General features: G+C 58.2%; 25 protein-coding genes and 2 tRNA genes. 19 read left to right on the plus strand and 8 right to left on the minus strand.

The window, feature by feature from the left end; genetic code table 11:
• The first annotated feature begins 9 nt into the window (after positions 1-9).
• The 7 genes from ccoO to ccoS all read left to right on the plus strand — a co-directional run bounded on the left by ccoO (position 10) and on the right by ccoS (position 6,691).
• Positions 10-738, plus strand: a complete 729-nt coding sequence (gene ccoO, locus P3M64_RS03590) for a cytochrome-c oxidase, cbb3-type subunit II (RefSeq protein WP_132938055.1) — start codon at positions 10-12, stop codon at positions 736-738.
• Positions 739-750: 12 nt separating this feature from the next.
• Positions 751-921, plus strand: coding sequence for a cbb3-type cytochrome oxidase subunit 3 (locus tag P3M64_RS03595; RefSeq protein WP_243644700.1), 171 nt, complete (start codon positions 751-753; stop codon positions 919-921).
• A 2-nt stretch (positions 922-923) separates the two neighbouring features.
• On the plus strand, positions 924-1,790 hold the full coding sequence (gene ccoP / locus P3M64_RS03600; protein WP_132938054.1) for a cytochrome-c oxidase, cbb3-type subunit III: 867 nt from the start codon (positions 924-926) through the stop codon (positions 1,788-1,790).
• Positions 1,791-1,935: 145 nt separating this feature from the next.
• A complete protein-coding gene (gene ccoG / locus P3M64_RS03605) occupies positions 1,936-3,396 on the plus strand; it encodes a cytochrome c oxidase accessory protein CcoG (protein WP_132938053.1) in 1,461 nt (486 codons plus the stop codon).
• Positions 3,397-3,405: 9 nt separating this feature from the next.
• Positions 3,406-3,942, plus strand: a complete 537-nt coding sequence (locus P3M64_RS03610; RefSeq protein WP_243644699.1) for a FixH family protein — start codon at positions 3,406-3,408, stop codon at positions 3,940-3,942.
• 116 nt (positions 3,943-4,058) lie between these two features.
• The gene (locus P3M64_RS03615) at positions 4,059-6,494 is read left to right on the plus strand and encodes a heavy metal translocating P-type ATPase (protein WP_132938052.1); all 2,436 of its coding nucleotides are present in this window, start codon (positions 4,059-4,061) and stop codon (positions 6,492-6,494) included.
• Between the two features lie 26 nt (positions 6,495-6,520).
• Positions 6,521-6,691, plus strand: coding sequence for a cbb3-type cytochrome oxidase assembly protein CcoS (gene ccoS / locus P3M64_RS03620; protein ID WP_132938051.1), 171 nt, complete (start codon positions 6,521-6,523; stop codon positions 6,689-6,691).
• Between the two features lie 103 nt (positions 6,692-6,794).
• On the opposite strand, the gene P3M64_RS03625 is transcribed toward ccoS, so the two are convergent.
• The 3 genes from P3M64_RS03625 to P3M64_RS03635 all read right to left on the minus strand — a co-directional run bounded on the left by P3M64_RS03625 (position 6,795) and on the right by P3M64_RS03635 (position 7,483).
• Positions 6,795-6,871, minus strand: a tRNA-Arg gene (locus P3M64_RS03625).
• A 35-nt stretch (positions 6,872-6,906) separates the two neighbouring features.
• The gene (locus tag P3M64_RS03630; RefSeq protein WP_132938050.1) at positions 6,907-7,206 is read right to left on the minus strand and encodes an ETC complex I subunit; all 300 of its coding nucleotides are present in this window, start codon (positions 7,204-7,206) and stop codon (positions 6,907-6,909) included.
• Positions 7,207-7,406: 200 nt separating this feature from the next.
• Positions 7,407-7,483: transfer RNA gene (locus tag P3M64_RS03635), tRNA-Pro, on the minus strand.
• A gap of 183 nt (positions 7,484-7,666) precedes the next feature.
• Here P3M64_RS03635 and P3M64_RS03640 point away from each other — a divergent pair.
• Entirely contained in the window at positions 7,667-8,146 is a 480-nt protein-coding gene (locus P3M64_RS03640) for a thermonuclease family protein (RefSeq protein ID WP_132938049.1), read from the plus strand.
• An 81-nt stretch (positions 8,147-8,227) separates the two neighbouring features.
• Here the strand turns inward: P3M64_RS03640 and P3M64_RS03645 are convergent, their stop codons facing one another.
• Positions 8,228-8,734, minus strand: a complete 507-nt coding sequence (locus P3M64_RS03645; RefSeq protein ID WP_132938048.1) for a DUF192 domain-containing protein — start codon at positions 8,732-8,734, stop codon at positions 8,228-8,230.
• A 301-nt stretch (positions 8,735-9,035) separates the two neighbouring features.
• Between P3M64_RS03645 and P3M64_RS03650 the strand changes: the two genes are divergently transcribed.
• Genes P3M64_RS03650 through P3M64_RS03700 form a run of 11 tightly spaced genes read left to right on the plus strand, consistent with a single transcriptional unit; the run spans position 9,036 to position 17,640 of the window.
• Complete coding sequence (locus tag P3M64_RS03650; RefSeq protein WP_132938047.1) at positions 9,036-9,563, plus strand: Na+/H+ antiporter subunit E; 528 nt, start codon at positions 9,036-9,038, stop codon at positions 9,561-9,563.
• The gene (locus tag P3M64_RS03655) at positions 9,560-9,853 is read left to right on the plus strand and encodes a monovalent cation/H+ antiporter complex subunit F (RefSeq protein WP_243644698.1); all 294 of its coding nucleotides are present in this window, start codon (positions 9,560-9,562) and stop codon (positions 9,851-9,853) included. Before P3M64_RS03650 ends, P3M64_RS03655 begins: the two co-directional genes overlap by 4 nt.
• Complete coding sequence (gene mnhG / locus P3M64_RS03660; protein ID WP_132938046.1) at positions 9,853-10,260, plus strand: monovalent cation/H(+) antiporter subunit G; 408 nt, start codon at positions 9,853-9,855, stop codon at positions 10,258-10,260. The genes P3M64_RS03655 and mnhG overlap by 1 nt, the downstream gene beginning before the upstream one ends.
• 23 nt (positions 10,261-10,283) lie before the next feature.
• A complete protein-coding gene (locus P3M64_RS03665) occupies positions 10,284-10,859 on the plus strand; it encodes a DUF4040 domain-containing protein (RefSeq protein WP_132938045.1) in 576 nt (191 codons plus the stop codon).
• Complete coding sequence (locus tag P3M64_RS03670) at positions 10,860-11,324, plus strand: Na(+)/H(+) antiporter subunit B (RefSeq protein WP_243644697.1); 465 nt, start codon at positions 10,860-10,862, stop codon at positions 11,322-11,324. It abuts the gene before it with no gap.
• A complete protein-coding gene (locus P3M64_RS03675; RefSeq protein ID WP_132938044.1) occupies positions 11,321-11,719 on the plus strand; it encodes a cation:proton antiporter subunit C in 399 nt (132 codons plus the stop codon). The genes P3M64_RS03670 and P3M64_RS03675 overlap by 4 nt, the downstream gene beginning before the upstream one ends.
• Positions 11,716-13,200, plus strand: coding sequence for a monovalent cation/H+ antiporter subunit D family protein (locus P3M64_RS03680; RefSeq protein ID WP_132938043.1), 1,485 nt, complete (start codon positions 11,716-11,718; stop codon positions 13,198-13,200). The genes P3M64_RS03675 and P3M64_RS03680 overlap by 4 nt, the downstream gene beginning before the upstream one ends.
• Positions 13,200-14,717 (plus strand): monovalent cation/H+ antiporter subunit D family protein, encoded by a 1,518-nt coding sequence (locus P3M64_RS03685; protein WP_132938042.1) that lies wholly within the window; start codon positions 13,200-13,202, stop codon positions 14,715-14,717. The genes P3M64_RS03680 and P3M64_RS03685 overlap by 1 nt, the downstream gene beginning before the upstream one ends.
• Complete coding sequence (locus P3M64_RS03690) at positions 14,714-14,989, plus strand: hypothetical protein (protein ID WP_132938041.1); 276 nt, start codon at positions 14,714-14,716, stop codon at positions 14,987-14,989. Before P3M64_RS03685 ends, P3M64_RS03690 begins: the two co-directional genes overlap by 4 nt.
• On the plus strand, positions 14,979-16,676 hold the full coding sequence (locus P3M64_RS03695; protein WP_132938040.1) for a Na(+)/H(+) antiporter subunit D: 1,698 nt from the start codon (positions 14,979-14,981) through the stop codon (positions 16,674-16,676). Before P3M64_RS03690 ends, P3M64_RS03695 begins: the two co-directional genes overlap by 11 nt.
• A 46-nt stretch (positions 16,677-16,722) precedes the next feature.
• Complete coding sequence (locus P3M64_RS03700; RefSeq protein WP_132938039.1) at positions 16,723-17,640, plus strand: DMT family transporter; 918 nt, start codon at positions 16,723-16,725, stop codon at positions 17,638-17,640.
• 72 nt (positions 17,641-17,712) lie between these two features.
• Here the strand turns inward: P3M64_RS03700 and P3M64_RS03705 are convergent, their stop codons facing one another.
• Genes P3M64_RS03705 through P3M64_RS03720 form a run of 4 tightly spaced genes read right to left on the minus strand, consistent with a single transcriptional unit; the run spans position 17,713 to position 21,239 of the window.
• Positions 17,713-18,591, minus strand: coding sequence for an ABC transporter ATP-binding protein (locus P3M64_RS03705; RefSeq protein ID WP_132938038.1), 879 nt, complete (start codon positions 18,589-18,591; stop codon positions 17,713-17,715).
• Positions 18,592-18,601: 10 nt separating this feature from the next.
• On the minus strand, positions 18,602-19,348 hold the full coding sequence (locus P3M64_RS03710; RefSeq protein WP_132938037.1) for an ABC transporter ATP-binding protein: 747 nt from the start codon (positions 19,346-19,348) through the stop codon (positions 18,602-18,604).
• Positions 19,345-20,337, minus strand: a complete 993-nt coding sequence (locus P3M64_RS03715; RefSeq protein ID WP_132938036.1) for a branched-chain amino acid ABC transporter permease — start codon at positions 20,335-20,337, stop codon at positions 19,345-19,347. Before P3M64_RS03715 ends, P3M64_RS03710 begins: the two co-directional genes overlap by 4 nt.
• Positions 20,334-21,239 carry a branched-chain amino acid ABC transporter permease gene (locus P3M64_RS03720; protein WP_132938035.1) on the minus strand — a complete coding sequence of 302 codons (906 nt, stop codon included), beginning with the start codon at positions 21,237-21,239 and terminating at the stop codon, positions 20,334-20,336. Before P3M64_RS03720 ends, P3M64_RS03715 begins: the two co-directional genes overlap by 4 nt.
• Positions 21,240-21,241 lie beyond the last annotated feature (2 nt).

A 21,241-nucleotide genomic window follows, 5' to 3' on the forward strand; every position in this document is an offset into this window, starting at 1 on the left:
ATAGGAAAAATGCAAAGCATTCTAGAACGCAATATCGTTTTGCTCGTCATCGCGGTCGTGCTTACGATCGCGGTCGGCGGGCTCGTCGAAGTGGTGCCGCTGTTCACGACGAAGAACACCATCGAAAAAGTCGATGGCATGCGGCCGTACTCTCCGCTCGAACTGATGGGCCGCAACATATACGTCCGTGAGGGGTGCTATCTGTGCCATTCGCAGATGGTTCGTCCCTTTCGCGACGAAGCGGAACGTTACGGGCACTACTCGCTCGCGGCGGAAAGCATGTACGACCATCCTTTCCAATGGGGATCGGAGCGCACGGGGCCGGACCTCGCCCGTGTCGGTGGAAAATATTCCAACGCCTGGCACCGCGCCCACTTGATCGATCCGCGTAGCGTGGTCCCCGAATCGATCATGCCACCCTATGCCTTTTTGGCGAAAAACGACCTCTACTACACCGACGTCAAGGCCCATCTGCGTACGCTCAAAACTCTGGGCGTTCCTTATACCGACGCGATGATCGCCAACGCCGTGAAAGACTTGCGCTCGCAGGCCAATCCCGACGGCGACAACAGCGACACGGATGCGCTTGAAAAACGTTACCCCAAGGCCGTTCTTGGTGATTTTGATGGCAACCCCAAAAAAATCAGCGAGCTCGATGCCGTCATTTCCTACCTGCAGATGCTCGGGACATTGGTGGACTTCACCACCTACAAACCCGAACTGACGCCGGCGCGATGAGGGGGGTAACACATGGACATCATGATACTTCACGAACTTGAAGGTTTGTTCCGCTCGATTTGGGTCGTTTGGCTCATGGTCATTTTTGCCGCCGTCATCTATTGGGCCTATCGCCCAAAAAACAAAAAACGTTTTGAAGATGACGCTAAAATGATTTTCAAAGATGAAGATAACGGAGGGTAACCATGGCGAACGTGGAAAAAGACGCCATTACGGGCACAGAGACCACCGGCCATGAATGGGATGGCATCAAGGAATTGAACACACCGCTTCCCAAATGGTGGCTGTATACGTTCTATGCATGTATTCTTTTCGCCATCGGGTACTGGATTTTGTATCCATCCTGGCCAACGCTGCACGGCCATTGGCAGGGCCTGTTGCACTATACGTCCCGCGGGGCGTTCGCCCAAGATCAACTCAAACAGAAAGCCGAACGCTCGGTATGGACCGATAAAATATCGAGCAAAACGGTCGATGAGATCGCCGCCGATCCAGAACTTTTGAACTACTCGATCGCGGCGGGACACTCGATTTTCGCCAACAATTGCGCCCCGTGTCACGGGACCAACGGTTCGGGGAATAAAAACTTCCCCATCCTGGCCGATGACGACTGGTTGTGGGGCGGCACGCTGGACGCCATATATACAACCGTTCAATACGGCATTCGTGCGAAGAACGACAACACCCGCAGCGATTCCATGCCTAATTTCGGAACGGACGAAATTCTGACGCCGACCGAAATCAACGATGCGGCGGAATATGTTCTGTCCCTGAGCGGCAAACAAACCGATCCCGCCGCGGCGAAGAAGGGTGAGACCGTTTTTGCCGACAACTGCGCCGCCTGCCATGGCGACAAGGGGCAGGGCACCCACGAATTGGGCGCGCCACGGCTCAGTGACGGCATTTGGCTATACAGCGGCGCGAAGAGTGCCATCGTCAGCCAGATCACCCATCCCAAGTTGGGCGTCATGCCCGCCTGGACGGGTCGTCTAAGCAATGTTGAAATCAAGGAAGCCGCCGTTTATGTCCACTCCTTAGGGGGCGGTCAGTAAGTCTCGCGGAGCACGACTGCAAGATCAGACTGGGGGGAGAGGCTGTTCACGTTCGACAAGGCCTCTCCTTTTTTTTCACGTAGATACAAGCCGACCGACACACCATACTTCTGCAATACTTTTGTCTGAACATCGAGAACACATCATGAGCGTGATTAGCCATAACGAAACGAAAAACGGCCCCAAAAAAGCCGAGGAAAAACCCTCGTTATACGCCAGTCACATTAAGGTGTATCCGCAAAGAATCGCCGGAACGTTCCGACGGATCAAGTGGTTGACGCTATACACTCTTCTCGGCCTGTATTATCTGGTCCCCTGGATTCGATGGGACCGCGGTCCGGGCGCGCCCAGTCAGGCCGTCCTGATCGACATGCCCGCCCGCCGAGCGTACTTCTTCGGCATCGAAATTTGGCCCCAGGAAGTTTACTATCTGGCCGGAATTCTCATCCTCGGCGCCATCGGATTATTCCTGGCGACCGGCCTTGCCGGGCGCGTGTGGTGCGGTTTTACCTGCCCACAGACCGTATGGACCGACCTTTTTATGTGGGTCGAACGAAAAATCGAGGGCAGCCGCAACAAGCGCATGAAGCTCGACGCCGGTCCGCTGACCCTTGAAAAAGCCGCAAAGAAGATCTCCAAACACGCCGCATGGATCGTGATTTCCATCATTACCGGCGGGGCTTGGATTTTTTACTACGGCGACGCCCCGACCATGTTGAAAGAAATGCTCACGGGCCAGGCGTCTCAAACCGTTTATGGATTTTTGTTTCTGTTCACGGCGACCACATATCTTCTGGCGGGTTGGGCGCGCGAACAGGTCTGCACGTATATGTGTCCCTGGCCCCGTTTCCAAAGCGCCATGTTCGATGAAGACACCTTGATCGTCACCTACGAAGCCTGGCGTGGGGAACCTCGGGGAAAGGCCAAGACCGACGATAAAATCGGCGATTGCGTCGATTGCAATTTATGTCAGAACGTCTGTCCGACCGGTGTGGATATTCGCAAAGGGTCGCAGTTGGAATGCATCGGTTGCGCCCTGTGCATCGACGCCTGCAATTCGGTAATGACGAAGTTAAACCGTCCGCTCAACCTGATCACCTATGACTCGATTTCCAATCAAAACGCCCGTCAAGAGGGCAAGCCGGAACGCATTCGCCTGATTCGCCCCCGCACCGTCGCCTACATGGCATTGTTGACCATCGTCGGCGGAATCATGGCCTACGGCCTACTTGAGCGCCCTCGGGTCGAAGTTAATATTCAGCGTGACCGTTCACCCTTGTTCGTCACCCTGTCCAACGGCGATATTCGCAATGGATATACCTTCAAAATTCTCAATATGCTGCGACGCGAACGCACGTTTAACTTGACCACGGAGTACGTGGACAACGCGACGATGACGGTGATCGGGATCAATGGTCGTGATCGCAAAAACGTCACCCTGAAGGTTGGTCCGGACACGGTCGGAACCTATCGCGTGTTCGTCAAGGCGCCCCCGCAATCCTTGAAAGCGGAATCTCAAAATTTAGAGTTCGTGCTTCGGGAAACAGGTGCGCAATCGCACGTCGAAGTGGATAGTACGACGAAATTCTACGGGCCAAAAAAATAGGAGGTATCCATGACCATGAACCTGAGCGGACAATCGGTACAAGGCGGTTTAAGGCCTCGTCGTTCGGACGGTTGGTGGTACCCATGGCTGTTCGTCATCGGCCTGGGGATCGTCGTCGCGGTCAATGCCCTGATGGCTTATTTCGCTTTATCGACATGGACCGGCGTCGAGAAGCATCCCTTCCGAAAAGGCATCGCCTACAATAAAAACATCGCGGACGCCAAAGCACAAAAGGCCATGCACTGGTCGCTTGGGGTGAACTTCACCTACGAGGGCGTCGAGAAGGAAACCGGCCACCGTAAAGGTGAAGTTGTCGTCGCCTTTCACGACAAGAACGGTCTGCCGCTTGACGGCTTGAAAGTCCGTGCGATGTTTGTTCGCCCCACCAGCGCCGGACACGATCAAACCGTGCCGTTGAAAGCGCTGGAGCAAGGGCGCTACGGCGCGCCGGTATCGTTGCCGCTTCCCGGTTTGTGGGATGTCCGCGTCATCGCCCTTGGCGGCAAGGTTCCCTATCAACACGTAACGCGCATTCAAACGCCGTAGGTTTCGCCGTAATTCCATAACGCGTGCATCATCCGAACCTACGTTCGGACGGTTTCTTGCGTTTTATCACCTCGCCGGAGAACCGGTTTCTCCTCTTTTGATCCGAACGGTACGCCATGGCCGAATGCCTTCATTGTGGACAGAACGTCCCCGCCAACAGTACGGGCGGCGCGCATTTTTGCTGCCACGGCTGTGCGGCCGCCTATCATTTGATCGAAAACATGGGCTTGGAAAGCTACTATCAAAAGCGCTGTCTGGACCCCGAGACCCAACCGATACGGCCCGACGAAAACGCCCCGGCCATCGACTTCACTTCCTACGTACAGACCGACGACGAGACGACGGCCAGCCTTCACCTAATGGTCGAAGGATTGCATTGCGCCGCCTGTGTGTGGCTCATCGAAACGGTTTTATCGCGCCAGCCGGGCGTCGTTTCGGCGCGTCTGAACATGACGACCCGCCGCCTTGTGGTACGCTGGCGCATCGGGGCGACGGACCCGCAAACCCTGTGTGCCTCGGTTAGCGCCCTAGGCTATCGCCTAGCCCCGTACGACCCGGTTTTGCTGGGACGGGAAAGCGAGCGCCAAGAAAAAGCCCTGCTGCGCGCCATGGTGGTCGCCGGCTTCGCCGCCGGAAACGTAATGCTGTTGTCGATTTCCGTGTGGTCGGGACAGGGCGGCGACATGAATATCATTACCGAAGACATGATGCATTGGCTGTCGGCCTTGATCGCCCTGCCCGCGATCGCCTACGCCGGGCGGACCTTCTTCTCTTCGGCGATTGCCGTCCTGCGACGCGGACACACCAATATGGACGTGCCGATATCCCTGGCGATAGCGCTTACCGCGGGCATGAGCCTGCTGGAAACGATGCGCGGCTCGGATCATGTTTATTTCGACTCGGCCGTCACGTTGCTGTTTTTCCTGCTTGTTGGGCGTTACCTTGATCGTCGCGCGCGCGGTCGGGCGCGCAGCGCCGGGGAACACCTGCTGGCGTTGGCTACCGGATCGGTCACGGTAATCGGCGAGAATGGCGGCAAAACCATCATACCTCCCGCCAAAGCCACCACGGGAATGCACGTTTTGGTGGCGCGCGGAGAGCGCATCGCCATCGATGGCGTCATCCTGTCGGGAACCAGCGATATCGACGCCTCGCTGATCAGTGGCGAAACCATCCCCACTTCCGTCGCCCCCGGAGATCGCGTTTTCGCGGGCACGCTCAACGTTTCCGCCCCCTTGCACATCGAAACGACGGCGGTCGGCGAAAACACCCTGCTTGCCGAGATCGTGCGCCTGATGGAAAACGCCGAACAAGGCCGCGCCAAATACGTCGCCATCGCCGATCGCGTGGCGCGTCTGTACGCGCCCGCGGTTCACGGTCTCGCCGCGCTGACCTTCTTGGGATGGGTCCTGCTGACGCCGTCCCCGTGGCAGGACGCCCTGATGACCGCCATCTCGGTGTTGATCATTACTTGTCCCTGCGCCCTGGCCCTGGCGGTGCCCACCGTTCAGGTCGTCGCCGGCGGACGTTTCTTGAAACGCGGTATCTTGCTAAAATCGGCGACCGCCCTGGAACGCCTGACTCGCATCGATACCGTGGTTCTGGACAAAACCGGAACGTTGACCCTAGGGCGGCCCGAATTGATCGTTCCCGAAAAAGCCGATGCGCCGTGGCGTCTCGACCTCGCCTTAGCGTACGCGTTGGCGAGGGAAAGCCTCCATCCGCTGTCTCAATCCCTCACGCGGGCGTTCGATGAGCTTGGAGGGGAAATGCCGTCGGATCGCGGCATCTCGGTCTGCGATGTCAACGAAATTCCGGGCCGAGGCTTGAGGGGAAGCCTTGACGGCGAGGATGTCCGCCTTGGAAACGCCGCCTGGTGCGGTCTCCCCCTCCCCTCCGCACGCAGAGGAACGGAAACGAGCACCGAGCCGAGACAGTCTACGAAGCCTCCCCTGGGGCCTGAAATCTGGTTGCGCCGACCGGATGCGCCCCCTCGACTTTTTCAATTCATCGACAGTCCGCGCCCCGACGCGACGCAGGCGGTGGCGGCGCTCAAACGCAGGGGCTTGAACGTGTTGATGTTATCGGGCGACCGCGAGGGGGCGGTCGCCTACGCCGCGAACCGTGTTGGGATCGCGGACTGGCGCGCCGGATGCACGCCCTCGGATAAAACCAAGGTCCTAGAAAATCTTGCCGCCCAAGGTCATCTTGCGTTGATGGTTGGCGACGGCCTCAACGACGCCCCGGCGCTGGCCGCGGCGCATGTCTCGATGTCGCCGTCATCGGCGATCGACATCAGCCAAAACGCCGCCGACATCGTGTTCCAGGGCGCGCGCCTCGATCCCATCGTCGAAGCGATCGACGTTGCCAAACAGGCGGATGGGCTGGTAAAGTCGAACTTCGCGCTTTCTTTCGTATATAACGCCGTCACCATTCCCCTGGCGATGTTGGGGCATGTCACGCCGTTACTCGCCGCCGTGGCCATGTCTACATCGTCCATTGTCGTCATTGCAAACGCCCTCAGGCTTGCGCGCGCCCGGGCGCGCGTGTAAAACCCGCATAAGGAGCCGAGGTCGCCATGACCGTTCTTGTTTATCTGATTCCGATCGCCTTGGTGCTGGGTCTCATCGCCCTGGCCGCCTTTCTGTGGTCTTTAAAAAGCGGCCAGTTCGACGATATGGAAGGCGCGGCCAATCGCATCCTCTTCGATGAGGACGACGGCCCAATTCCACCGCACAAGCCTCACTGATATCGGATACGCATTTCCCTCTCGCGCGTCCCATTCGCGCGCAATGCGGACCTTCCGGCGCGTCGCCGCCCGAAATCGGCGAGGGAACCCCGGACAACGAAAATGGCGACCCCGGCAGGGCTCGAACCTGCAACCCCCGGCTTAGAAGGCCGGTGCTCTATCCAATTGAGCTACGGGGTCGTGAAATTTGATTCGCGCAACTTTCGATGATTGGTCTAGCGCACCCGATCGAAGGCGAACTTATCGGCGTAGTTTTTAAGCACCAAGTGACGCTCGTGCGCGGCGCTGACCTCGTAATCGAGGGCGTTGCGTTCGGCAAAGGCAATGGCGTCCTCCCGACTGTCAAACGTGATGCGCACCTGGCCGTTCATGTCGGCCGAACCGATCCAACCGATCAAGGGGTCGGTGACCTTGGCCTGGTCCGGCTCAAAGTCCAAAACCCACTTGCGTGTCCGCGCCCGCCCGGACTGCATCGCCGTTTTCGCGGGACGATAAATGCGTGCCTTAACCATCATTTAAGCCTTTTTCATCAATACGCTGAAGCCTATGGCCAGTATAAACGGGCCGCCCGCATCCACAAGATCAAACAACCGCCGGCGCTTCAAAACGCCGAAGGGGGCCTTTACCTCATGTGGCCGGATGGGCGAGGCGCGCCGAAACGACAGCGCTCGGAACGTGGATTTTTCCTTGCCAGGGACTTCCTTAATCGGAAAAATGGTCGGGGAGACAGGATTCGAACCTGCGACCCTCTGGTCCCAAACCAGATGCGCTACCAGGCTGCGCCACTCCCCGACTGTCGGGTTTATTAGGCTTTTTGGCGGTTCTACGCAACCCCACAAAAACGCAAAAGGAAACAAGCGCCGCCGGGCGGGATGGCGACGCCGCGCCTCGGCATGGCGCTCACGTCACGCCACACACGTGCAATCCATTTCGATTCCATTCGCAACGGTAAAATATCGGAAAGGAAACCGGCCTATGAATAAAATTTTTCTTTCCGTTTTCGGGCTTTTCGTTCTGGCATTCCCCAACCTCGGCATGGCGAAGATGATTTCGGGGCGTATCCAAATGATCGATGCGGACAGCGCCTATGTCGGGGGTGCGGAAATTCGCCTCGGCGGCGTTGATGCGCCGGAATGGTCGCAGATTTGCACCTTAAACGGCCAAGATTGGATGGCCGGCCAGAAAGCGACCGCATGGGCGATCTCGTTTGTCGGCAATGGACGAGCGACATGCCACGCCGAAACCCGCGACCGCTACGGCCGCTATATCGCGACCTGCACGGTCGATGGGCGCAACCTCAACGAATCGCTGGTCCGTTCGGGATGGGCCTTCGCCTATCGGCACTACTCCAAACGCTACGTCGCCGCCGAAAACGCCGCGCGAGCGGAGCATATCGGCATTTGGCGAGGGCGATGCCAGGCGCCGTGGACATGGCGCCATACGCACCCACGTTGAGCGCCGTATACACCGCATGCAACGGTCGCCGTCATTGGCCGCCGTCCGCGCCAATTTTTCGCCGACGATTCTGGATTTGTTTTATTTCTTTTGGGGATGATACGAGGTGTCGATCAGTGTGTCGCCGGGAGCGATCCCCAGCTTCCGGGCGAGGCCGCCTTGAATTTCCAAAACCGTCTTCACTTTGACCCCGGAAGAGATCAGGGCGTCCGAATCGGGAGTGGCCATAGCTTGTATTCGTTTAATTTTATTGTCTTTCCCAATGAACAACATATCCAGCGGGATCCGCGTGTTGCGCATCCACATGCGGACAATTTTTTCGTGCGGAAAAACAAACAGCATGCCGCGATTTTCGGGTAAATAGGTTCGGTACATCAATCCCCGCTGCTGTTGCAGTGGGGACGAGGCGACTTCGATAAAAAAAGCATGTGCGCCATTTTGCGAGGCGATGGATATGGTTTTCGCTGGAAAGGCGACGACCGGAACCGAGGTTTTTTGCCCCGCGCCCCGCGCCTGGGCGACAAATATCCCGACGATCAGAAGCGCGGCGAAAACGGCGAAACGGCGGCCCAAAAAAGTATTCATCATAATTATTTCAATAGCGCATTCTCTTTCGTCGAGCAACGGATAAGCCCAAAGCCCCCCGAACCAAGCCGAACCAACCCCACGATTGCGCGTCTTTACACGATTGCGCGCCTTTAATTAACAAACCACTCTTGATCCCCAAAAGGCAACGGGTTTACAAACACTCTTGCCTCGTGATTGCAGGGTTCTTATTCTCCTTTACCGTCGAGGGGGGATTCGACCGGGAAACTCACACCGAGAACATCCCGTTCCCACCTTTCGTTTCGCAGCTTAATTCGTTTCGCAGCTTAAGGAGTGTCCCAACGTGGCGCATGCAATCAGTCTAGGGTTCGCCATGGCGGTGCTGTGGATAGCGCTATCCGGTCATTTCACCCCGCTGTTTCTGGGTCTTGGCGTGGCCAGCGTGCTGTTCGTCGTATGGATCGCCCGGCGTATGGATGTGATCGATCACGAGGGGCATCCCGTACACCTCGGCGCGCGCGCCGTTTTCTATTGGGTTTGGCTGTGCAAGGAAATCGTCAAGGCCAACGTTGACGTCGCACGCCTGATTCTTAACCCAAGGATGCCTATTTACCCTCATGTCTTTCCGACGAAGGCGTCGCAAAAATCCGAACTTGGCCGGGTCGTCTACGCCAATTCGATCACCCTGACCCCGGGCACCGTCACCATCGCCCTGGACGATGACGACATGTCCGTTCACGCCATCACCCGGGCCGCCGCCGACGGCGTGACCTCGGGCGATATGGATCGGCACGTCAGCCGTATCGAGGAAATGTCGAAATATCCGGGAAACGACAGTCAAGGCGAACCGTCCGAAAGGATCGCGCCATGAACATGTTCGCCGTCGCCATTCTCGCCGTTCTCATCACCATGGGTCTAACCCTGGTGCGCGCGTTCGCCGGCCCCACGGTTTACGACCGGATTCTCGCCGTCAACGCCTGCGGCACCCTGACCATGGTTCTGATTGCGCTGTATGGTTTTTTCGATGGGCGACCCGATTTTTTGGACATCGCTCTGGTTTACGCCCTGATTAACTTCATCGGCACCATCGCCGTCAGCAAGTACATCAAATTCACCGGATTGGGATTTCCTGTGCGCAATCACGATGAAGGGGACATCTGATGGAGCACACCATCCTAGACACGCTGAGTTGGACGTTCTTGCTCATCGGCGGTTTTTTCTCGATCGTCGGGGCGATCGGCGTGCTGCGCTTTCCCGACATGTTTTCACGCATGCACGGCGCGGGCATGATCGACACCATGGGGGCGGGCATGATCCTTGTCGGGCTGATGTTTCAGGCCGGGTTCACCATTGTTTCGATCAAACTTTTTTTGATTATCGCCTTTTTGTTTTTCACCTCGCCGACGACGACGCATGCCCTGGCGCGCGCCGCCCTTAACGCGGGAATTATCCCCATGACCGGAATCAAATCGGGCAAAAGGCCCGATGCCGCGAAGGCGAAAAAAGCACGTAAAAAAGGTTCCGGCTCTACCCCCAAGCCTAAGGAGACGCCGTCATCGAAGACCTAATCGTCATAACGCTTCTGCTGTTCATGGCGGCCAGCGCCCTGGTCATGGTACGTCTGCGCAACCTATTCGCCGTCGCCATGCTAAGCGGGGCTTTTTCCCTGATCGCCGCGGTTTTGTACGTGGTGATGGACGCCGTCGATGTCGCCTTTACCGAGGCCGCCGTCGGCGCCGGGATCGCCACCGTCTTGATGTTAAGCACCTTGGGCTTGACAAAACAGGAAGAGAAAATTCGCGCCGGCTCCCCCCTGCTCGCCCTGCTGATCGTCTTCGTGACCGGAGGGGGGTTGCTGTATGGCACCTTGGACATGCCGCACTACGGCGACGCCACCGCCCCGATCAACAATCACGTGGCGCCGCGCTACATCGAAAAATCCGGCGCGGAAGTCGGCCCGCCCAATATCGTCACCTCGATCCTGGCCAGTTATCGCGGTTATGACACCTTAGGCGAAACCGCCGTCGTCTTCACCGCGGCGATTGGCGTGCTGGCGATTATCGGTCGCTCGCGGCGCAAGAAAATGGGCGCCCCGGAAAACCGCCCCGAACATGATCGCGAACATGATCGCGAACACGATCACGAACATGACCGGGGAACCGCCTAAATGACCAAGCCCGACATGATGCACAACAAATCCATTTTGCGGGTGGTTTCGAAACTGCTCATCCCGCCGATCATGTTGTTCGCCCTGTATGTGCAGTTTCACGGCGATTACGGCCCCGGCGGCGGCTTTCAAGCCGGCGTCATTCTGGCCAGCGGATTTATTTTGTACGGCATCATTTTCGGCGTCGATACCGCGCGCAAGGTCCTGCCCGCCTGGGCGACGCGCACGATGCTGGCGGTGGGGTTGATGATCTACGGCTCGACCGGGCTGGCGACGCTGATCATGGGGGGAAACTACCTCGATTACACGGTCCTGACGGGAAACGTCAAAACAGGTCAGGAATTGGGGATTTTCCTGGTCGAATTCGGCGTCGGCACGACCGTGACCGCGGCGATGACCACGATCTTCTTTACCTTCGCCGGACAACGCGAGGACGATGAAGGCACGGAGAACCCCACGCAATGACCTTCAGTTTCGACATTCCCGGCCTGTTCAATTACTGGGTCGCCATTTTTTTGATGATGGTCGGTTTTTTCATCGTCATTTCCCAGGGAAATTTAATTAAAAAAGTGGTCGGCCTGAACATTTTCCAGGTCTCTGTTTTCCTCTTTTATATTTCCATGGGTAAAGTCACCGGTGGCAGCGCGCCGATTTTGGACAAGACTATCAAAATCTACTCGAATCCGGTGCCCCACGTCCTGATTCTCACCGCGATCGTCGTCGGCATCGCCACCACCGCGCTGGCATTGGCGCTCGTCGTGCGCATCAACCGCGCCTTCGGCACCATCGAAGAAGATGAAATCGATGCGATCGAGCACCCCACCCTCGTGAAGGGTGAGAGCACCGGGGAGGGGGCATGATTTCCGATCACTTTATCGTTTTGATTATCGTCATTCCGCTACTTTCCGCCCCGCTGTGTGTTTTGTTTCATCGTCCGGCCCTGGCGTGGTCTGTCGCGCTGGCGGTCACCTGGACGACGCTGGGCGTGGCGATCAGTTTGTTCATGCGGGTTTTGAACTCGGGCGTGATCGTTTATTCGATCGGCGATTGGGCGGCCCCCTGGGGGATCGAATATCGCCTCGACCTGCTCGGCGCGGTCATGCTTTTGATCGTCAGCGCCATGGGTGCGTTGAGCGTCCTGTACGCGCGCAAAAGCGTCGAGCGGGAAATTCCCGCCGACCGTATTTACCTGTTCTACGCCATGATGCTGTTGTGCCAGACCGGACTGATGGGCATTTCGGTGACCGGGGACGCCTTCAATCTGTTCGTTTTCCTGGAGATTTCATCGCTGTCGTCGTATGTGCTGATTGCCTTCGGAAAGGATCGCCGCGCGCTGACCGCGAGCCTGCGCTACCTGATCATGGGCACCATCGGGGCGACCTTTTACATCATCGGCGTCGGCATGATGTATATGATGACGGGATCGCTCAACATGGTCGATCTGTCGGGCATCCTGCCCGCCGTCGCCGACACCCGCACCATACTGGTCGCCCTGGCCTTCCTGACGGTCGGGCTGTCGCTGAAACTGGCGCTGTTCCCACTGCACACATGGCTGCCCAACGCCTATAGTTATGCGCCGTCCGTGGTCAGCACTTTCATCGCCTCGACGGCGACCAAGATCGCCGTCTACGCATTGTTGCGCATCTACTTCACGGTCTTCGCCAAGGTCGATCTGTTCCACGTTTTCCCCATGCTTTGGGAAATGTTGATGGGCCTCGCCCTGCTCGGCATGTTCGCCGCCTCGCTGGTCGCGATCTTTCAGACCAACGTCAAGCGGATGCTCGCCTATTCGTCCATCGCGCAGGTCGGCTATATGGTGTTGGGCATCAGCTTCGTCAGCGTCGCCGGGCTCAGCGGCACGATTGTCCATCTGTTCAATCACGCCTTGACCAAGGGCGCGCTGTTCATGGCGGTGGGCATTTTCGCCCTGCGCATCCGCTCCAGCGATCTTAACGATCTGGCGGGCATCGGACGGCGCATGCCGGTCACCATGGCGGCCTTCGTGATCGCGGGACTGAGCCTGATCGGCGTTCCCGCGACGGCGGGCTTCGTTTCCAAGTGGGCCCTTATCCAGGCCGCGCTCGAACAGCACATGTGGCCCATCGCGGTGCTGATTTTACTCAGTTCCCTGCTTGCCGTAATCTATGTCTGGCGCGTCGTCGAGGTGGCCTATTTTCGCCGCGCGCCCGCCGATGCGCCCCACCTCGAAGAAGCCCCTCTGAGCATGATGGCGCCGTTGTGGGTGCTGACGGCGGCGACCGTCTACTTTGGGATCAACGGAACCGCGACCCTCGACGTCGCCGTGCGCGCCGCGAGTATTCTTTTGAAGGGGCCGCAGTGATGATTTTCAGCCCGCAAAACCTACCCGAGACCCTGATCGTCCTCAGCCTGATCGTCCCGTTGATCGGGGCGCTGGGGATCGTGCTGGCGGGTCGGGCCAATCCCAATATCCGCGAGGCGATCACCCTGCTCAGCGCCACGGCGACCTTCGCCGCGGTCGCCGGCTTGTACGGCGGCGTCGCTCATGGACAGACCCCCACCGTGGTGCTGGGCGAAATGCTGCCCCACCTGAACATCGCCTTCACGGTCGAACCCCTGGGCATGCTGTTCGCCCTGGTCGCCAGTTTCCTGTGGATCGTGACCTCGATCTACGCCATCGGCTACATGCGCGGGCACCACGAAAAGCATCAGACTCGTTTTTATTTTTACTTCGCCGTCGCCATCGCCGCGACCTTGGCGATCGCCTTTTCAGGCAACCTGCTGACGCTTTTCGTTTTTTATGAAATTTTGACCCTTTCGACGTTCCCCCTGGTCACCCATTCGGGCACCCAGGAGGCCAAGCGCGCGGGGCGCGTGTACCTGGGCGTCTTGATGGGAACGTCGATGGCGTTCTTCCTGTTCGCCATTTTGTGGACCTGGAACGCCGCCGGGACCCTGGATTTCAAATTGGGCGGAATTCTGGAGGGCCATGTCGGACAGGGCGTGGCCTCGGTCCTGTTGGTGCTGTTCGTGTTCGGCATCGCCAAGGCCGCCTTGATGCCGTTTCATCGCTGGCTGCCCTCGGCGATGGTCGCCCCGACGCCGGTCAGCGCGCTGCTGCACGCGGTGGCCGTGGTCAAGGCCGGGGTCTTCAGTATCCTGAAGATCTCGATCTATGTTTTCGGCCTCGATTTCCTTTCCAGGCTGGCGAGCAACGAATGGCTGCAATACCTCGCCGCGGCGACGATCCTCTTGGCCTCGCTGGTGGCGATGACCAAGGATAACCTGAAGGCGCGGCTCGCCTATTCGACGATCAGCCAATTGTCGTACATCATTCTGGGCGCCATGCTCGCCAACTCGCTGGGTTTTATCGGCGGGGCCATGCACATCGCCATGCACGCCTTCGCCAAGATCACGCTGTTTTTCTGCGCCGGAGCGATCCTTGTGCGCACCCACAAGACCGAGGTCAGCCAGATGCGCGGCATCGGAAAAACCATGCCCCTGACCATGCTCGCGTTCCTGTTGGGTTCGCTGTCGATCATCGGCCTGCCGCCGATGGGCGGCTTGTGGAGCAAGTGGTACCTCGCCCTGGGCGCGCTGGAGGCGCATCAACTCGTCTTCGTCGTCGTGTTGATGGCGTCCTCCCTGCTTAATATCGCCTATCTTCTTCCGATCCCCTTTCACGCCTTTTTCAGCGCCCCCGCCGAGGACGCCGGGCCGTCCGCGCACGAAGACGCGCCTCCGACGGCGTCTCCCTTTCGCTATGAGGCGCCGGTGGCGATCCTGATCGCCCTTGCGATCACCGTGGCGGGGAGCGTGGCGTTGTTTTTCTATCCCGATCCGATAATCGACTTACTCAAGCCTCTGGTGATGCGATGAGCGAGCAGACGAAAACCGACGTAAAGAAAGACGAAAAGAAGCACGTCTTCGACAATCCGAAGAACGTCAAACGCGTAATTCACGCGCTTTACGTGGCGTGCGCGATCAGTCTGGCGGGGGATTTTTTCATTCACCGCCACGCCGAGCACTCGTGGGAACAGTTGTTCGGTTTTTACGCCCTGTACGGCTTCGCCGCCTGCGTCCTTCTGGTTCTGCTCGCCAAGGAAATGCGCAAGGTCATCATGCGCAAGGAAGATTACTATGACGAGTAACCTGGCCCCTTTCGCCATTTTTTACGCCGGCGCATTGGCGATCTTCCTCACCCAGGGACGCCTGCGCCAGGCGATCGTTATCGCTGTTCCCATCCTTGGCGCGCTGAACCTGTTCACCCTGGACCAAAGCATGGTGATCGACGGACGCGTCCTCGACCTTACCTTAAGCGTGTTCAAGGCCGACCGCATGAGTATGTTGTTCGGCTATCTGTTCCATCTGGCCGCCTTGATCGGCGGCATTTATTCGCTGAACGTCAAAAAGAGCGGCGAACTGGCCGCCGGGATGTTGTACGCAGGCAGCGCCCTGGGCGCGGTGTTCGCCGGCGACATGATCACGCTGTTCGTGTTTTGGGAACTGCTGGCGGTGACCTCGGTGTTCTTGATCCTGGCGCGCGGGACCACGCGGGCGCAAAGCGCCGCCATGCGTTACATGCTTATCCAGGTGCTTTCCGGTGTCATCCTGCTGACCGGAATCTTGCTGCGCTACGCCGCCACCGGATCGATCGCCTTTGGCCATATCGGCCTCGACGGCTCGCTGGCTTCCCTGCTCATTTTCCTTGCCTTCGGCATCAAGGCCGGCTTCCCGCTGCTGCACAATTGGCTGACCGACAGTTACCCCGAGGCGACGGCGGGAGGCACCGTGTATCTCAGCGCCTTCACCACCAAGGTCGCCATTTACGCCCTGGCGCGGGCGTTCGCCGGCACCGAGATTTTGGTCGATATCGGCGCGGTGATGACGATGTTCCCGATTTTTTACGCCGTGATCGAAAACGATCTGCGTCGAGTGCTCGCCTACAGCATGATCAACCAGTTGGGGTTCATGGTCGTCGGCATCGGCCTGGGCACGGACTTGGCGATGAACGGCGCGATCAGCCACGCCTTCAACGACGTCATTTTCAAGGGCCTGTTGTTCATGAGCATGGGCGCGGTTCTCCATCGCACCGGGAAAATCAACGGCTCCGACTTGGGCGGCCTATACAAATCCATGCCCAAGACCGCCTTTTTCTGCATCATCGGCGCGGCGTCGATTTCGGCCTTCCCGCTGTTTTCCGGCTTTGTGTCCAAATCGATGGTGATGGTCGCCGCCCTAGAGGGCGGGCATCCGTGGGTCTGGCTGGCGCTCTTGTTCGCGTCGGCCGGTGTCTTCCACCATGCCGGAATCAAGATCCCGTTTTTCGCCTTTTTCGCTCACGATAGCGGCATCCGCTGCAAGGAAGCCCCGACCAACATGTTGATCGCGATGGGCATTTCGGCGGCGATTTGCGTGTTTAACGGCGTCTACCCGTGGGCGCTGTATTCCTTGTTGCCGTTCCCGGTGGATTATGCGCCCTATACCATGACCCACGTGCTGACGCAGACCCAATTGCTGTTCTTCTCGGCGCTGGCGTTCACGCTGTTGAAGATCTTTCACGTCTACCCCCCCGAGCTTCCCGGCATCAACATCGATTCGGATTGGTCTTATCGGTGGCTTTTGCCTCGTTTGGCGCGAAATTTCGTTCATACGTTCGCCCCCCTGGATCGGGGATTTCGCCAAATGTTCCGCAATTCCGTTACGGTCCTGGTCGCCGTGGTCAACCGCCATCATGGACCGCAGGGCGTGCTGGCGCGCGCGACCCCCGCCAGCAGCATGGTGTTGTGGGTCCTGGTCCTGCTGATCGCGTACATGGGGGTCTATTTCTTCACCTGAGCATCCGCCCTGACCACGGTTCGACAGTAATAAAGGGCGATGCGTCATGCCTGCCGTCCCCACATCCCAAAACGCCCGCGCGATCCTTGCGATCACCCTGGCGATCTTCATGTTTTCGCTCAGCGACGCGGCCTCCAAGGCGCTGGTCGGCCATTACTCCGTGGTCCAGATTATTTTTCTGCGCGCCACGCTGTCGATCATCCTAATTGGCGTCTGGGTTTTAAGATCGGGCGGCCCGAGGCGACTCGCCACGAAACGCCCGATGATGCACGTCCTCAGGGTGATCATCGGGGTCAGCGAGGTCAGCCTATTTTATCTTGCGCTGCGCACCGTCCCCCTCGCCGACGCCACCGCCGTTTATTACGCTGCCCCTTTGATTTCGACCGCGCTCAGCGTCCCCTTCCTGGGCGAGCGCGTCGGCCCCCGGCGCTGGGCTGCGATCGGACTGGGCTTCGCCGGTATGATCTTGATCGCCCATCCGGGAAGCGGGGCGATCAGCCCCGGCATCATCCTGGTTCTGTTCGCCGTGGTGCTCTATGCCCTGGCGATGATTTTGAACCGTTTGCTATCGCGCACGGAAAATACCCTGTCCTTGGTCTTTTACATGCTGCTGGGAGATATCGTCGTCATGGGGACGTTACTGCCCGGGTACTGGACCCCGCCATCGGTGCGCGATCTGGCGTGGATGATGGGGCTTGGGATCATCACCACCGGCGCCCATTTTTCCCTCGTTTACGCCTATAGCCGCGCCCCCGTGGCCGTGGTCTCGCCGTTCGACTACACCGCGCTTTTCTGGGCCACCGTATTCGGGTATGTCTTTTGGGGGGATATCCCCACGTTGGGCGTCTGGATCGGCGCCTTGCTGGTCGTCGCCGCCGGTGTCTATGTCGTTTACCGCGAAGGAAAGACGCAACGCGCGCAGGCGGCGCTGAAAACCGCGCGTGTTCATGATCATCACGAATAGGCGCACGCATAAAAAAGCGGGAGACGCCTATCGACGCTCTCCCGCTTTCAGTCTTTCATAATCCACCCAGGATCACCCACCCAAAAACAGGCGCGCCACCTCGGGGTTTTCCAAGAGGGCGTCGCCCTTGTCGGCCATCGCCAATTCACCGGAAACCAGGACATAGCCGATATCGGCGAATTCGAGGCCCTTTTTGGCGTTCTGTTCGACCATGACGATGGTTTTGCCTTCGCTTTTTTGCAGGTCTTCGAGAATTTCGAACACCATGTCGATGAAGCGCGGTTCGAGGCCGATCGACGGTTCGTCCACCAGCAGGATGTCCGGATCCATGATCAACGCCCGGGAAATCTCAAGAAGGCGGCGTTCGCCCCCCGAAAGCACCCCAGCCCGTTGACCGCGCCGCGCGCTCAGGCGGCTGTATTTCGTAAAAACCCGTTCGGCGGCGGCATGGGCCTCGGCCGGACGGTTCTTCAGGAAGCCCCCCATCAGCAGGTTTTCTTCCACCGTCATATCGGGAAAGACCGAATTATCTTGCAGGATATAGGCGATCCCCGCGTTCTTCAGCTTGTCGTTGGGCGACAGGCGGGTGACATCCTTGTCCTGCACCTTGATCGTGCCACCGGTGATGTTGGTGAAGCCGTAGATGGAATGCAGAACGGTGGATTTCCCGGCCCCGTTGGGCCCGATCAAGCATAACGACTGACCGGCCCCCACGCGCAGATCGACGCCGTGAAGAATCTCCATCTTTCCATAGCCCGCGACCAGACCGTCGAGAGCGAGAAACGCCTTGTCGCCAACCAAATCTTCGAGGACTTCGAGCTTAGGGGCGCTTTCGGACAGCTTCTGCGCCTGCCGGGCGACGTCGTCCACCGACAGAACGGTATCCACGCTGCCCAAGCCATAGCCGCTAATTTTCTCTTTCTTATCTTGTTTGTCTTGCGTATCGCTCATCGATCTCTCCTCAGTGCGCGCCAAGATACGCGGCGATAACGCGTTCGTCGTCTTGAACTTCCACAGGCGTGCCGCTGGCCAGCATTTCGCCGTGGGCCAGACAATACAGATGTTCCGCCAGGTTCATGATCACGCGCATGTTGTGTTCGATCACCAAAAGGGTAATGCCGAATTCCTCATTGGCTTTTTTCAAGCGATCGATCAGACCGTTGATCAAGGTTGGATTGATGCCCGCCGTCGGCTCGTCGAGCAAAAGAAGCTTCGGTTCGTTCATCAACGCCATGGCGAACTCCAACAACTTTTGCTGCCCGAACGACAAATCGCCGGCAAACAGAGTCCGCTTGGAATACAAACCAACAAATTCCAGCAGGGCGTCAACCTTGTCCATGGCGCCTTCGGGAAAGCCGCCGAACATGGCGGAAAGACTGCTCGAACGTTGCGGCATGCTGATCAACATATTTTGCACGCAGGTCATCTGCCCATAAATTCGGGTTTGCTGGAAGGTCCGCAATAGCCCCTGCCGGGCGATTTGCGGCACCAAAAGCTTGGAAATTTCCCGTCCGCGAAAACGGATCGAGCCTTCATCGATGGGATGGTAGCCGACGATAGAATTGAACAACGTCGTCTTGCCCGACCCGTTGGGGCCGATCAAGCCGACGATGGCGCCGTCGGGAACCTCGATAGAGATGGCGTGGTTGGCGATAACGCCGCCGAACGATTTGCTGACGTTCTCGACCCTAAGAAGCGCTTCGCTCATGCCGCACCTCCCGATGTCCGGGTGGCTTCGTCGATTTTCTGGCCGAAACGTTCGGGCCAGCGCTCGCGCATCCAACCCAAAATCCCCTGGGGGAAGAAGACGACGATAATCACGATCAGCAAGCCCAACGCCACCCGCTGCCAGCCCAACAAATAGGTCCAAAACAGTTCCTGGGTGATATGGAAAATGACCGCGCCGATGACCGGTCCCCACAGCGTTCCCTTACCGCCCAGGATCGCCATCAGGATCATCCACACGCCATAGGTCGAACCGGCGAAGGCGACGTCGAGGGGGTCGATAAACTTGAACAAGTTGCCCGCTCCGGCCCCGGCCATGCCCAAGAAAAAGGCGGAAACGGCCCAGGCCGTGGTCTTGAAGCGCGTGGTGCGGATGCCCATCGCCTCGGCCTTGTCTTCGTCATCGCGAATGGCGTTGATCGCGAGGCCAAATCGCCCTTCGTAGAGCTTCCTCAGGGTGAAAAATGTGATCGTAGCCAAGACGAAGAAGAAGAAATAAAAGAACAGTCCCCCCGCCTCGCTTCGCCCGGGGAACAACGGCGTCGTCATGCCCGACCCGGCGCCGATATAATCGATGCCGCCCGCGATTTCACCCGCGGCGATGGCCAGCCCCAGACTACCGATGGCGAAATAATGTCCTCTTAGACCAAGAATGCCCGCGCCGAAAAATATCGCGGTCACGATACCCAGCGCCCCGGCGAGCACAACACCCAGCGCCAATGCGGAAAAATAGCTCAATCCCGAATCACGTTGGAGAACCGCGCAGGCGTACATGCCGATACCGAAGAAAAGGATATTGCCAAAGGAGTTATACCCCATTTGCCCGCCCATGATGTCCCAGGTCATAGCGAATATGACCATCAACCACAACAAGGCCAACTGGGTGCGGTAATCGGGGAAAAGCAACGGAGCGGCGATGGACACCGCCAAAATTGCCGCAAAAAGAAGAGGATTGTTACGTTTTGCGATCATTTCAAGTATTCCCGTCTTCTTTTCAGCTTAAAATTGCGCCACACCAAAATCACGACCATCAGACTAAAGACGAAGGCAATTTGGAATTCAGCGCCGAAAACGAACCCCGCCAAGTTTTCGACGGCCCCCAATCCCAGCCCGGCGACGATGACGCCCGGCAAATTTCCGAGCCCGGCGACGATGACAACCATGAACGAACGCACCGTATACGGCAGCCCGATGTAGGGTTGAATGGCCCACGCCATCACGACCAAACTGCCGACGGCCCCGCAAATGGCGGCGTTAATGCCATAGGTCGCGGCGTAAACCCGGTTGGTGTCGATTCCCAAGATTCTCGCCGCGCGGGGATTTTGCGCCGTCGCGCGGATGGCTTGACCAAGGCGCGATTTTTTGAGGAATAGCCAGAGACCCAAACCCGTCACCAGGGCGAGGATGAAGGCGATCAGCTTAATCGCGGACACCGAAACCATACCGTTGAAAAACAACAACGTCGGCAATCCGGCATCGGCGGTGCGCACATCGGCGCCGAAGATCTGATTGGACAATTGGGCTATCAAAATCGACAAGCCGAACGTGGCCAAGATCGATATGAACATGTCCTTGTCAACGACCCGGAAAATCACCGTGTGATAGAGCGCCCAACCGACGCCGTAAAGAACCACGGCGGAAATCGGAATTCCGAACAAGGGGTGAAGCCCCAGTTTATTCATGACCACCAGGGTGATGAAGCCGCCCAGCATGACGAATTCGCCCTGGACGATATTGATGATGTTCATGACACCCCAGACCAGCGCCATGCCGAAAGCGACAAGGGCGAAGATCGCACCGATCAACAAACCGTTGACCATCAGATCAACGAAAAGAAGGGGGGCGTCGAACAGGATTTGAATATTGCTCAACATGG

The sequence above is a fragment of the Varunaivibrio sulfuroxidans genome (genome assembly GCF_029318635.1).
GTDB classification, from domain to species: domain Bacteria; phylum Pseudomonadota; class Alphaproteobacteria; order Rhodospirillales; family Magnetovibrionaceae; genus Varunaivibrio; species Varunaivibrio sulfuroxidans.

What these genes read in the sequence shown, in the direction of transcription:
- P3M64_RS03715 (WP_132938036.1), bottom strand. Translation starts at nt 20,337, where the DNA reads ATGATCGCAAAACGTAACAATCCTCTTCTTTTTGCGGCAATTTTGGCG.
- P3M64_RS03645 (WP_132938048.1), bottom strand. Translation starts at nt 8,734, where the DNA reads ATGATGAATACTTTTTTGGGCCGCCGTTTCGCCGTTTTCGCCGCGCTT.
- P3M64_RS03640 (WP_132938049.1), top strand. Translation starts at nt 7,667, where the DNA reads ATGAATAAAATTTTTCTTTCCGTTTTCGGGCTTTTCGTTCTGGCATTC.
- ccoS (WP_132938051.1), top strand. Translation starts at nt 6,521, where the DNA reads ATGACCGTTCTTGTTTATCTGATTCCGATCGCCTTGGTGCTGGGTCTC.
- P3M64_RS03665 (WP_132938045.1), top strand. Translation starts at nt 10,284, where the DNA reads ATGGCGGCCAGCGCCCTGGTCATGGTACGTCTGCGCAACCTATTCGCC.
- P3M64_RS03690 (WP_132938041.1), top strand. Translation starts at nt 14,714, where the DNA reads ATGAGCGAGCAGACGAAAACCGACGTAAAGAAAGACGAAAAGAAGCAC.
- P3M64_RS03695 (WP_132938040.1), top strand. Translation starts at nt 14,979, where the DNA reads ATGACGAGTAACCTGGCCCCTTTCGCCATTTTTTACGCCGGCGCATTG.
- ccoG (WP_132938053.1), top strand. Translation starts at nt 1,936, where the DNA reads ATGAGCGTGATTAGCCATAACGAAACGAAAAACGGCCCCAAAAAAGCC.
- P3M64_RS03710 (WP_132938037.1), bottom strand. Translation starts at nt 19,348, where the DNA reads ATGAGCGAAGCGCTTCTTAGGGTCGAGAACGTCAGCAAATCGTTCGGC.
- P3M64_RS03700 (WP_132938039.1), top strand. Translation starts at nt 16,723, where the DNA reads ATGCCTGCCGTCCCCACATCCCAAAACGCCCGCGCGATCCTTGCGATC.
- mnhG (WP_132938046.1), top strand. Translation starts at nt 9,853, where the DNA reads ATGGAGCACACCATCCTAGACACGCTGAGTTGGACGTTCTTGCTCATC.
- P3M64_RS03595 (WP_243644700.1), top strand. Translation starts at nt 751, where the DNA reads ATGGACATCATGATACTTCACGAACTTGAAGGTTTGTTCCGCTCGATT.
- P3M64_RS03675 (WP_132938044.1), top strand. Translation starts at nt 11,321, where the DNA reads ATGACCTTCAGTTTCGACATTCCCGGCCTGTTCAATTACTGGGTCGCC.
- P3M64_RS03610 (WP_243644699.1), top strand. Translation starts at nt 3,406, where the DNA reads ATGACCATGAACCTGAGCGGACAATCGGTACAAGGCGGTTTAAGGCCT.
- ccoO (WP_132938055.1), top strand. Translation starts at nt 10, where the DNA reads ATGCAAAGCATTCTAGAACGCAATATCGTTTTGCTCGTCATCGCGGTC.
- P3M64_RS03655 (WP_243644698.1), top strand. Translation starts at nt 9,560, where the DNA reads ATGAACATGTTCGCCGTCGCCATTCTCGCCGTTCTCATCACCATGGGT.
- P3M64_RS03705 (WP_132938038.1), bottom strand. Translation starts at nt 18,591, where the DNA reads ATGAGCGATACGCAAGACAAACAAGATAAGAAAGAGAAAATTAGCGGC.
- ccoP (WP_132938054.1), top strand. Translation starts at nt 924, where the DNA reads ATGGCGAACGTGGAAAAAGACGCCATTACGGGCACAGAGACCACCGGC.
- P3M64_RS03680 (WP_132938043.1), top strand. Translation starts at nt 11,716, where the DNA reads ATGATTTCCGATCACTTTATCGTTTTGATTATCGTCATTCCGCTACTT.
- P3M64_RS03685 (WP_132938042.1), top strand. Translation starts at nt 13,200, where the DNA reads ATGATTTTCAGCCCGCAAAACCTACCCGAGACCCTGATCGTCCTCAGC.
- P3M64_RS03670 (WP_243644697.1), top strand. Translation starts at nt 10,860, where the DNA reads ATGACCAAGCCCGACATGATGCACAACAAATCCATTTTGCGGGTGGTT.
- P3M64_RS03615 (WP_132938052.1), top strand. Translation starts at nt 4,059, where the DNA reads ATGGCCGAATGCCTTCATTGTGGACAGAACGTCCCCGCCAACAGTACG.
- P3M64_RS03630 (WP_132938050.1), bottom strand. Translation starts at nt 7,206, where the DNA reads ATGATGGTTAAGGCACGCATTTATCGTCCCGCGAAAACGGCGATGCAG.
- P3M64_RS03720 (WP_132938035.1), bottom strand. Translation starts at nt 21,239, where the DNA reads ATGTTGAGCAATATTCAAATCCTGTTCGACGCCCCCCTTCTTTTCGTT.